Below are 10,272 nucleotides of genomic sequence, written 5' to 3'. Positions count from 1 at the left end.
GCCGTCACTCTCCCCGAGCAGTTCAGGAAGGACCCCGCGATGCAGCCCAACCCGCCCATCCCGCACTCCGCGACCGTCGACGACAAGGGCATCCACGTCACGACCGCTGCGGGCAAGTCCCGTACGTACAGCGGCGGTGAGGTCATGACCCTCACACAGGTCATCGACCTCGCCGAGGGAGCGGCCACCCTGTGCCAGTCCAGCACCGAGGCCTGCCTGGAACTCGTGGACGAGTCCGCTCAGCTCGCCGCGGACTGCGACGTGCTGATCGCTGAGATCACGGACAAGGGCGTCGGCGAGAACCTGATCGGCAAGTGCGAGCACCTCAAGGAGCAGCTCGACCTTCAGGCCGCCGCCGCGAAGAAGCTCCACGAGCAGATCCAGGGCGGTGAGGAGGCGTGCCGGACCGCGTCCGCGAACGCCGAGGTCCGCCACGGCCCGATCTTCCGGGCCGTGGCGGACTCCCCGCTGACCAAGCCCGCCGAACGCGACTTCTACAACGCCCGATAGGCAGAAGGAGCAGCCCCGTATGACTGCCACCGAATCCCTCAGGGACGCCGCCACGTACGCGGCACTGCTGACCAAGCTCGCCTGGCTCACCCACCAGGTCCACACCCACGCCGAGACCGTCACCCAGCTCACCACCGACGTCGAGGAGACCGCCGAGCAGATGCAGGACGCCTCCGAAACGATGAAGGCCCTGGCCGTCGATGCCGCCACGACCGCCGAGTTCGCCGACGCCGCCCTCGTCATGAGCGGGGCCAGGGAAGCGGCGGGCGCCTACACCTCTGCGGCGGACACCGCGGCGGCAGCCGCCGACGACGCCAAGACGACCGTCGAGTCCGACCACGGAGGCATCGCCGACGCCGTGGACACCTCGCCCGTCGACATGGCCGACGCCGCCTTCTACACCCAGCAGTAAGGAGAACCAGACCATGGGGCCGACCCGAGCACAGTTCATCCAGTACGCGCCCGCCGCACTCGCTCTGGCATCCACCACCGTCGGCCCCTGGTCCGCCCTTCTCGCCGCAGCGGCCGGAGCGGGGGCATGGGCCATCAACGCCTCCGCTCCCGCGCTGCGTTCCCTGATCGCCTGCGGCATCACCACCAGCGGATGCGGCATCGCCGCCCACCAAGTCCTCGCGTCCGGTATGGACCCGCTGTTCGCCCTCGGGCTCGCCGTACCGGCCGGGGCGGCCGTCCTGGCTCACCACCGCAACACCGCCGACGAACTCCCGGCGCTTCCCGTCACGGCCCCGGCGGCGGGTCAGACCTCGCAGGCGCAGCTCATCACCGCTTGGTGGGCGGAGTTCATCTCCGGGCCGACCCAGACCGAGGGCCGCAAGCTGATCCAGCCCGGGGCCCAGCTCGCTCACCTCGCCCTCGACGCCGGGGACGACCACGTGTCGTTCACCGGGATCATCACGCTGCCCCAGGGCCAGCAGGTGCGGGTGAAGGCCGCCGACATCGCCGCCGTCTACCAGATCCCCGTCTCCCAGGTGGAGATGGGAGACCCCAAGCACTACGCGCCGAACGCGCTGCCCGTCACCGTCCACCTCAAGAAGCCGTCGGCGGCACCCGAGATCGCGGCCGGTGCCCCGACGACTCCCGAGGAGCTGTGGGCGGCACACGTCGCCATTCCCGAGGGGGCGATGCCCGGCACCACTCTGGCCCTCACCCGCTATGACGGGCCCCTGGACTGGGAAGGGATCGCCACCCGGGACCGCAAGGCCATCGGGACCGTCAATCTTCAGGACCTCGCCGGGAACCTCGATCTGGAGACGATCCAGATCGCTCTCGCCCCGACGGACAAGCCCTCGCAGATGGGGGTGCGCGTGATGAAGGAGCACGCGCTGATGCACGGCACGATGCTCTCTTCGGTCGTGGACGAACTGGCTATGGACTCGCGCGGGTATATCCGCCTGGGCACCTATCTCGACGCACGCCCTGCCCTGGTCCCTCTGGCCCAGCCCGGTTCCGGCGCCCGCCACCTGTACCTCGTGGGTGGCTCCCGGTCCGGCAAGTCCGGATGCCTGGAACAGGTCCTGCTCTCCGCCCACCGCTCCCGCATCTGCGTGATCCTGGCCTCGCCGCAGGCCGGAACCATCGCCGGAGCCTCCCTGGCCGCCTACTGCGGGGACGGCCTGGATGAAGCGATGGGCGCCCTGCGGCTCGCTTATGCGCTGATGCTCGACCGCGAAGCCCGCTACCGGTCCCCCGCCTTCCCCTTCACCGATCCGCTCATCCTGATCGTCATCGATGAAGCGCACATGCTGCTGTCGGTCTCCTCGCCCTACCACCAAGAGGCGAAGGCGATCGTGGAGCAGCTGACCCGCCGGTCCCTGAAGAGGGGCATCGGGGTGGTCCTGGCCACCCAGACCCCGCTCGCCGAAGACCTCGGCAACTCCACCGTCATCCGATCCCAGCTGCTGATCGGCGGCGGCGCCGTGTTCCTGCGCTGCGCCAAAGGACAGGGCTCCCTGGTCGGGGCCAACGCGGTCGAAGGGGCCGAGGGCATCGACCTGTCGAGGATCCCCTCCTCGTGGCCCGGCCAGTACGCCAAGGTCGCCGAACGGGACATGAGCGGCCTGAACACCGAAGCCGCAGCCGAGCCCGAGGACGGCACCTTCGGCCTCGGATACCTCCTCACCCCCGGCTCCCAAGCCGTCCAGTTCCGCTCCCTGCACCTGGACGTCCCGCCCGACACCCTCACCCGAGGCCTGCCTCCGGTCGCTGTCGAGGACTGCGACGTCTGGCGCCTGCGGGAGGCGATCACGCAGACCGCGATGGTCGACCAGCGCGGCAAGAACCTGATCGGCAGCCTCACCGACCTCCTCACCGCAGCACGCCAGGGACCGGCCGCACTGCCTCAGCAGCGGCCCCACACCAACACCGCCGGCGCCGCGGCCCCTTCGGACGGACAGGAGCTGATCAAGCCACGAATCCTCGAACTCCTCCGCGACGAATCCATCCCCATGACCGCCGAAACCATCGCCCGAAAGCTCGGCACCACCGCCAAGAACGTCAAACCGCGCCTGTCCGAACTGAAGAAGCGCGACGAGATCACCAACGAAAACGGCCTGTGGAGGGCAGCATGACCACCCGCACCCAAACCGACTTCACCCCCATCGACCACGACCTGTATGCGAGGGCATTCCAGCTCCTCGACCCCGCTGCCGCCCCTGCGGCCCCGGCCGCGCCGTCACCGGTCCCCGCTATCGCCGCCCCGCCCGCGCACCGGCCTGGCCCGGTGGAGAAGACTCTCACCGACGCGCTCGCCTTCCTCGACACCCACGGCTGGGCCAGGTTCACCCTCGTCCACCCCGAAGGCGCCCGCTGCTCCATCGGCGCCCTGCGAGCAGCCGCCGGATCCCGCAACGCCGCCTACCGCGACGCAGGGAACCTCCTCCTGGACGAAGCCCGCCGCCAGCACGGCAAGCGCTGGGAGTCCATCCCGGCCTGGAACGACACCCACACCGGAGCACAGGTACGCGCGGTGTGGGAGACCGCCATCCAGCGCGCACACCAGTCGAACATCTGAGTCAGCCGGAGCCACCCATTGTCGTTCTCGTTCACCGACCCCAAACCGAACAACGAACCGGCCTTCTCCTTCACCGAACCGAACCCGGAGGACGTCGAAGAGCAGCTTCGGGCGATCGCTGACATGGCGCACGAAACCCTGCGTCTCGTCGCCGAGGTACGCAGGCAGCTCAGCAACTGAGCCTCGCCCTACAGAAACACCGAGGGCGGCCCCGTCTCGCCAAAGTCCGGGCCGCCCTCACCCACAACCCATCAACAGAACTGTGGAGGACTCCAGCATGACCCAACGCACCCCCTCCGCGCACCTACGCGTGGCCCTCGACCTCGCCCAGCGGGGCATTCCCGTGCTGCCGTTACGAGAAGGCAAGGGCCCCATGGGCAACTGCCGCGCCTGCCAGAAGAACGCCTGCGGCGGACGGCCGAACATGAAGACCCCCGGCATCTGCACCTGCGAGGCCCCATGCCACGCCTGGGCCGCCGCCACCACCGACCTCGCCGTGTTGTCCTCCGCCCCGTGGGCGGCCGCGTGGCGCCGCGCCGGTGCCGTCGCCTACCACCCCGGCGGCGCCGGAGTCACCGTAGTCGACCTGGACAACGCCGACGCGGTTGTCTGGGCCCGCGAGACCCTCCCTCCGACCCGCACGGTCGCCACGACGCGGGGCGAGCACTGGATCTACCGGGGCACGATGCCCTCCGCCAACCACGTACGGCCCGGTGTGGACATCAAGTCCCTGATGGCCTACGCCCGCTGGCTCGGCCCCGGCAGCGGCGGCATGGCGCCGCTGCCGTCGGCCGTCCTCGCGTTGGTGGAGAGGGAAGAGACCACCCCGCCCCGCCAGGGGGTGGACTCTTCGTCTCCCACCCGCGCCACGTGGGACCGCAGCGTCGCCACCGGCTGCCGTCACACCGATACCTACGTCCAGTCGGGCCTGCGGCGCGGTCTCGCTCGCATCAGCACCCACCCCGACAGTGGTGCCGCCACAGCGGCGTACGGGGTGGCCCGGTTCCTCGCCAGCCAGCACAGCGGCTGCCCCGGGCCCTGCGGCCTCGACCTCCTGGGCCAGCAGATCGCAGACGCGGCCGTTTCGGTCGGCGTCCCCGCCTCCTACGCGCATCGAGCCGTCGCCAACGGCTTCCGCAGCGCTCTGGGAGCGACGGCATGAGCGCCGCCCAACGGTCCCAGCGACAGCGGGCCGTAGGCGCCTTGAAAGTCGTCGCCGAAGGCGTCCTTTCTGCTCTTGCCCCGAACCCCGGCGACCCGACGCCGGATCAGCCCGGGATCCGCATCTCTGCGGCTCCGGTCTACCGCTCGCACTACGACGGTGCCCGCTGGTCCAAGCGCACCGACGGCACCCCGAACGCCGCGTACGCCTGCGCCTGCGGGCAGACCGGCACCGCCACCGGCCTTCAGGCCGTGGCCGCGCTGGTCGCCGAGTACGACGCCCACAAGACCGCCTGCACCGGGACCACGGTCCCGCTCACCGAAGGGAGGACCGCCGCATGACCACACATGACCCCGAACTGTGGGCAGGGTTCGAGGAGATGTCCGCCGAGGACATCACCGGGCCCTCCTGGGACGAGCCCGTACCCATCAACCCTCGCGGCCCGCTCCCCGCCTTCCCCGTCGATGCGCTGCCCGGCTGGCTCGGCGCCATGACCGCCGAGGTCGCCGAGGAGACCCAGACCCCCGTCGACCTCGCCGGATGCCTCGCCTTGGCCGTCATCGGCACCGCCGCTGGCGGACGCCTCACCGTCAGCGTGCGCGGCCAGTGGAGCGAGCCGCTCAATCTCTACACCGCCGTCGCCCTCCCGCCCGGCAACCGCAAGTCCGCCGTGTTCGGGCTCATGACCAAGCCCCTGCTCGCCGCCGAGCAGGCCCTCATCGAGCTGACAGCACCACAGCGGGCCGAGGCCGCCGCAGCGGCGCGGATCGCGAAGGCCGCCGCCGAGCGGGCCGAGAAGCTGGCCGCCAACGCCGAGCCGGACAAGGTGGCCGACCTGACCGCCTCGGCCGTGTCCCTGTCCGATGCCGCCGAGCGCGCCGTGGTCCCGGCCGAACCGCAGCTCGTCGCCGACGACATCACCGCCGAGAGCCTGACCACGCTCCTCGCCCAGCAGGACGGACGGATCTCGATCCTGTCCCCCGAGGGCGAGATCTTCGAGATCATCGCGGGCCGCTACTCCGGCGGCACCCCGAACATGGGCATCTTCCTCAAAGGCCACTCAGGTGACATGGCCCGCGTCAACCGGCAGGCCAGAGACGCCCAATACGTCGAAGCCCCCGCCATCACCATGGGCCTGGCGGTCCAACCGGCCGTCCTCGACGCTATCGGCCAGATCAAGGGCGCCGACGGACGCGGCCTGCTCGCCCGCTTCCTCTACTCCAAGCCCGAATCCCTCGTCGGCCGCCGCAACCTCACCCCACAGCTCCTCTCCCCCGACACCGCCGCCACCTACGCACAGAACCTCGGCCGCCTCGCCCTGACCCTCGCGGCCTGGACCGAGACCGCCAGCCTCACCCTGTCGCCCGATGCGGACGCGGTCCTCCTCGCCTACCAGCGCGTCACCGAATCCCGCCTCGGCAAGGGCGGATCCCTCGCCCCGGTCATCAACTGGGCCAGCAAGCGCGACGGGGCCGTCGCCCGCATGGCAGGCCTCCTCCACCTCGCCGCCCACCCCGACGACGCCTGGAACCTGCCCATCGGCGCCGAGACCATGGCCGACGCCACCCGCCTCGGGGACTACTTCACCGCCCACGCCCTCGACGTGTTCGACGCCATGGGCGCCGACCCCGCACTGGCAGCCGCACACACCGTGCTGACCCACCTGCGCGAGACCCGCACCACCGCCTTCACCAAACGCGACCTGTTCCGCGCCGTTCCCAGGGGCGAGTTCCCCGCCATGCGCGACCTTGACCCCGCCCTGACCCTCCTGGAGGAACACGGCTGGGTCCGCCAGCAGCCCCCGCCGCCCCGCAACGGACGCGGCGGAAGGCCGCCCTCCCCCCGCTACGAGACCCACCCCCGCGCCACCCGCGGCGCCTGAAAACCCCCACCCCCGCTGACAGAACTGACAGAACCTCCCGCCATGGCACCTGACCTGCGGAAACAGGCTCTCCCGGAACTCTGACAAAACCTCCGGAAACTCTGACAGAACCTCGACCCGCCCAACGGGCCCGCTGTGACAGAACCCCCGCCCGGAGGTTCTGTCAGAGTTTTCCGAGGTTTTGTCACGACAGTTGAGGCCGCAAAAGCCGCAGCTCAGAGGCCATACAGCGAGGTTCTGTCAGTTCTGTCAGCACACCCCGGGGTTCTGTCACCCGAGACCGCGCTGAAGGAGCCCAATGGCCAGCACCAAGATGCTCAAGCTTCAGGAAGTCCTCGAAGAGATCGGCATGAGCCGCGCAGCGTTCTACCGCTTGCGCGCGCGGGGGCAGGCGCCGCGCCTGATCAAGCTCCCGAACGGCCAGCTTCGATGCCGCCGTGGAGACCTCGACAACTGGTGGGCCCGCCACGAGCAGCGGGCCGCCGCCTAATCCCTCCTCCCTCCAACAGGGCCCCGGCCAAGCCGGGGCCCTTCTCTGTGAAGGCAGACAGACATGCTCACGTACGACGTACGGATCTGGGGCATCCGTAAGAGGGTCAGCAAGACCGCGCCCTTTCAACTCCGTTGGATCGTCGGCGGCAAGGTGAGTCAAGCTCCGTTCGCGACCTTCACGCTCGCCGATGGCCGTCGAGCGCAGCTCAAGGATGCGATCCGCAAGGGTGAACAGTTCGACGTGGAAACCGGCCTGCCAGCCTCGGAGTTGCGGCAGGCGAACTCGCCCACCTGGTTCGCACACGCCCGCGCCTACGCCTGTATGAAGTGGCCCGACGCGGCTGCCAAGCACCGTGTCGGGATCGCAGAAGCACTGGCCGCAGTCACGAGCGTGCTCGTGAAGAAGGCAAGCGGGGCGCCGGATCCGAAGGTGATGCGGCTGGCTCTCCGTCAGTGGGCATTCCAGGCCGCGAAGAGCCCGGAAGGTACCTGGGTCTCCCGCATGGACGTGGAGGAGCCCCCAGAGGACGCGGCCAGGGCCTTGAAGTGGGTCGCCGACCACTCCATCCAGGTCTCGGAAGTCGCCGAGTCCGAGAACCTCAGGAAGGCCCTGGCCACGTTGTCGCACCTGCTGAACGGGAAGCGCGCCGCCGAGAACACGACCCTCCGGAAGCGATCTGTTCTGAGCAACGCCCTCCGCTACGCGGTCGAACGGGATCTACTGCCGAAGAACCCACTCACCTCGCTCGACTGGACGCCGCCCAAGACAGACGACGAGGTGGATTTCCAGTACGTGCCCGACCGAGAGCTGGCCAGCCGCCTCCTGGAAGCCGTACGCGCGCAGGGCGGTCGCGGTGAGCACCTGTACGCGTTCTTCGGCTGCATGTACTACGCCGCGATGCGCCCATCTGAAGTCGCGGCCCTCGCCAAGTCTCACTGCAAGCTGCCCCCGGAGGGCTGGGGCGAACTGGTCCTCCGCCGCAGTCGCCCCGAGGTCGGTTCGAGCTGGACGGACGACGGCAAGCCGTACGACGACCGGGGCCTGAAGCGCCGGGCTCGTCGCAGCACCCGGTCGGTCCCCATCCCACCCGTCCTTGTTCGCATGCTGCGCACTCACCTCGATACGTACGGCGTCGCCCCGGACGGCAGGCTCTTTCGGGCCGTCGAGGGCGGACGGGTCGCGTCGAACGAGTACACCGCAATCTGGGAGGAGGCTCGCCGCGTCGCGCTGCCGCCCGAGGACGTCGGCACGCCCCTGGCGGACGTTCCGTACGCGCTCCGCAAGGCGTGTATCTCTCTCTGGATCAAAGCAGGTGTGGATCCGATGGAGGTCGCTCGGCGGGCGGGCCACAGCCTCGCAGTCCTGTGGAAGTTCTACGCCAAGATCCTCAAGGGCGAGCAGGGCGCCGCGAACCACCTGATCGACCGAGTCCTGGTTCCCCCACCTGCACAGGAGTAGGGCGTGCGCCTGGCCACGGGGTGGCCACACGCGCTGGTCAACAGTGGGACAGGGCCGACCCAAGGTGAGACAGGTAAGCGCAGAAGGTGGGTCCCCGACTCGGGGACCCACCTTCTGACCTGCTACTTCTCTGACCTGCAAGCGGTGGGTGTGGGATTTGAACCCACGGTGACTTGCGCCACGACGGTTTTCAAGACCGTTCCCTTAGGCCGCTCGGGCAACCCACCCCGCGCCGGATCCCGTTCGGGGTGGCGCGGGGGACAGCCTAGCCGGTCAGTTGTCGCCCGTGCGTTCGCCGAGGGTGACCGTGGTCGTGGCCGGCTTGCCGTCGCGTTCGTACGTGAGCTTGATCGTGTCGCCCGACTTGTGGGTCCAGATCTCGCTGATCAGCGTCGGGCCGCTGTCGATCTGGCGGTCGCCGAGGGCGGTGATCACGTCGCCCGGCTTCAGGCCGGCCTTCGCCGCCGGGCCGTTCGGGGTGATCGCCGGAGTGCCACCCGCGCCCTCGTCGGCGATCGTGGCGCCCTTGCCCTTGTCGGTCATGTTCACCGTCGCGCCGATCACCGGGTAGACCGGCTTGCCCGTCTTGATCAGCTGCTCGGCCACGTTCTTGGCCTGGTTGACCGGGATGGCGAAGCCGAGGCCGATCGAACCCGCCTGGGACTGGCCGAAGCCGTTCCCGGTCGACTGGATCGCCGAGTTGATGCCGATCACCGCGCCACTCGCGTCGAGCAGCGGCCCGCCGGAGTTGCCCGGGTTGATCGAGGCGTCCGTCTGCAGAGCGCTCATGTACGAGTTGTTGCCGCCGGAGCCGTCACCCGAGGCCACCGGGCGGTTCTTGGCGCTGATGATGCCCGTCGTCACCGTGTTGGACAGGCCGAAGGGCGCGCCGATCGCGATCGTCGAGTCGCCCACCGCCACCTTCTCGGAGTCGCCGAGCGGGAGCGGAGCCAACCCGTCCGGCGCCTTCTTGAGCTTCAGGACGGCGACGTCGTAACCCTCCGCCCGGCCCACGACCTCCGCGTCGTACGTCTTCCCGTTCGAGAAGGTCGCCGAGAGCGTGCCGCCCTCCGCCGCCGATGCCACCACGTGGTTGTTGGTGACGATGTGGCCTTCCCTGTCGTAGACGAAGCCGGTGCCCGTGCCGCCCTCGCCCTCGCTCTCACCGCCGCTGCCACCGGACTTCGCCTGGATGGTCACCACGCTCGGGAGCGCCTTGTTCGCCACCGCGGCGACCGTGCCCGGGTCACGCTTGAAGGACGCCGGGGCCTCGCCCGCGGAGACCGTCGTCGAGCTGGTCCCGCCGTCGCCGCGCTCGGCCGCCCAGTAACCGATGCCGCCGCCCACGCCGCCGGCCACGAGGGCCGCCACGAGGACCGCCGCCACCAGGCCGCCGGTCCGCTTCCGCGGAGCCTGCGGGGCGGGCGGGACGGTCGCGCCCCAGGCCGGCACCGCCGGGGGAGGCGGCGGCCAGCCACCCGCGGCAGCCGCCTGCTGCTCGGGCCCGCCCACCGGCCCGGCGTGCGCGGGAGCGGCAGCGGGGGTGGCGGCGTCGGCCGGTGCGGTGGGCGGTACCTCCGGAGCGGGAGGCATGGAAGCGGGAGGCGTCGGGGGCGTGGGAGGGGCAGGAGGGGCGGACGGGGCACTCGGGTCCGCCGGAACCTCGGTGCCCTCGTTCTCGGTGCTCACGGCTCTCTCCTCGTTCACTGCGCGGGTGGATGCCTCACTAGGGTGCT

11 protein-coding genes and 1 tRNA gene are annotated in these 10,272 nt (G+C 70.2%); 10 read left to right on the top strand and 2 right to left on the bottom strand.

Annotated features, from left to right (window positions below):
• The 10 genes from ACWF79_RS16915 to ACWF79_RS16870 all read left to right on the top strand — a co-directional run.
• On the top strand, window positions 1-510 hold a 510-nt coding region (locus ACWF79_RS16915; protein WP_453728869.1), incomplete at its 5' end, for a hypothetical protein.
• Between the two features lie 19 nt (window positions 511-529).
• Window positions 530-922, top strand: a complete 393-nt coding sequence (locus ACWF79_RS16910) for a hypothetical protein (RefSeq protein WP_453728868.1) — start codon at window positions 530-532, stop codon at window positions 920-922.
• 13 nt (window positions 923-935) lie between these two features.
• On the top strand, window positions 936-3,098 hold the full coding sequence (locus ACWF79_RS16905; RefSeq protein ID WP_453728867.1) for a hypothetical protein: 2,163 nt from the start codon (window positions 936-938) through the stop codon (window positions 3,096-3,098).
• Window positions 3,095-3,541: a DUF6197 family protein gene (locus ACWF79_RS16900; RefSeq protein WP_453728866.1), complete on the top strand. Its 447-nt coding sequence runs from the start codon at window positions 3,095-3,097 to the stop codon at window positions 3,539-3,541. The genes ACWF79_RS16905 and ACWF79_RS16900 overlap by 4 nt, the downstream gene beginning before the upstream one ends.
• 18 nt (window positions 3,542-3,559) lie before the next feature.
• Window positions 3,560-3,721 carry a hypothetical protein gene (locus ACWF79_RS16895; RefSeq protein WP_453728865.1) on the top strand — a complete coding sequence of 54 codons (162 nt, stop codon included), beginning with the start codon at window positions 3,560-3,562 and terminating at the stop codon, window positions 3,719-3,721.
• A 97-nt stretch (window positions 3,722-3,818) separates the two neighbouring features.
• Window positions 3,819-4,703 carry a bifunctional DNA primase/polymerase gene (locus ACWF79_RS16890; protein ID WP_453728864.1) on the top strand — a complete coding sequence of 295 codons (885 nt, stop codon included), beginning with the start codon at window positions 3,819-3,821 and terminating at the stop codon, window positions 4,701-4,703.
• Window positions 4,700-5,044, top strand: coding sequence for a hypothetical protein (locus tag ACWF79_RS16885; RefSeq protein ID WP_453728863.1), 345 nt, complete (start codon window positions 4,700-4,702; stop codon window positions 5,042-5,044). The genes ACWF79_RS16890 and ACWF79_RS16885 overlap by 4 nt, the downstream gene beginning before the upstream one ends.
• The gene (locus tag ACWF79_RS16880; protein ID WP_453728862.1) at window positions 5,041-6,585 is read left to right on the top strand and encodes a YfjI family protein; all 1,545 of its coding nucleotides are present in this window, start codon (window positions 5,041-5,043) and stop codon (window positions 6,583-6,585) included. The genes ACWF79_RS16885 and ACWF79_RS16880 overlap by 4 nt, the downstream gene beginning before the upstream one ends.
• A 298-nt stretch (window positions 6,586-6,883) precedes the next feature.
• Complete coding sequence (locus tag ACWF79_RS16875) at window positions 6,884-7,075, top strand: helix-turn-helix transcriptional regulator (RefSeq protein WP_453728861.1); 192 nt, start codon at window positions 6,884-6,886, stop codon at window positions 7,073-7,075.
• A 63-nt stretch (window positions 7,076-7,138) separates the two neighbouring features.
• Window positions 7,139-8,536 (top strand): tyrosine-type recombinase/integrase, encoded by a 1,398-nt coding sequence (locus ACWF79_RS16870; RefSeq protein ID WP_453728860.1) that lies wholly within the window; start codon window positions 7,139-7,141, stop codon window positions 8,534-8,536.
• Window positions 8,537-8,678: 142 nt separating this feature from the next.
• Here ACWF79_RS16870 and ACWF79_RS16865 read toward each other — a convergent pair.
• Both ACWF79_RS16865 and ACWF79_RS16860 read right to left on the bottom strand, forming a co-directional pair.
• A tRNA-Ser gene (locus ACWF79_RS16865) sits at window positions 8,679-8,763 on the bottom strand.
• A gap of 46 nt (window positions 8,764-8,809) precedes the next feature.
• A complete protein-coding gene (locus ACWF79_RS16860) occupies window positions 8,810-10,225 on the bottom strand; it encodes a S1C family serine protease (protein WP_453728859.1) in 1,416 nt (471 codons plus the stop codon).
• Window positions 10,226-10,272: the final 47 nt, after the last annotated feature.

This window comes from Streptomyces sp. NPDC054975, from assembly GCF_053609105.1.
This window is presented reverse-complemented; position numbering and strand designations above follow the sequence as displayed.

Excerpts from the sequence above, each read along its gene's own strand:
- ACWF79_RS16910 (WP_453728868.1), top strand. The coding sequence starts at position 530 with ATGACTGCCACCGAATCCCTCAGGGACGCCGCCACGTACGCGGCACTG.
- ACWF79_RS16905 (WP_453728867.1), top strand. The coding sequence starts at position 936 with ATGGGGCCGACCCGAGCACAGTTCATCCAGTACGCGCCCGCCGCACTC.
- ACWF79_RS16900 (WP_453728866.1), top strand. The coding sequence starts at position 3,095 with ATGACCACCCGCACCCAAACCGACTTCACCCCCATCGACCACGACCTG.
- ACWF79_RS16890 (WP_453728864.1), top strand. The coding sequence starts at position 3,819 with ATGACCCAACGCACCCCCTCCGCGCACCTACGCGTGGCCCTCGACCTC.
- ACWF79_RS16885 (WP_453728863.1), top strand. The coding sequence starts at position 4,700 with ATGAGCGCCGCCCAACGGTCCCAGCGACAGCGGGCCGTAGGCGCCTTG.
- ACWF79_RS16880 (WP_453728862.1), top strand. The coding sequence starts at position 5,041 with ATGACCACACATGACCCCGAACTGTGGGCAGGGTTCGAGGAGATGTCC.
- ACWF79_RS16875 (WP_453728861.1), top strand. The coding sequence starts at position 6,884 with ATGGCCAGCACCAAGATGCTCAAGCTTCAGGAAGTCCTCGAAGAGATC.
- ACWF79_RS16870 (WP_453728860.1), top strand. The coding sequence starts at position 7,139 with ATGCTCACGTACGACGTACGGATCTGGGGCATCCGTAAGAGGGTCAGC.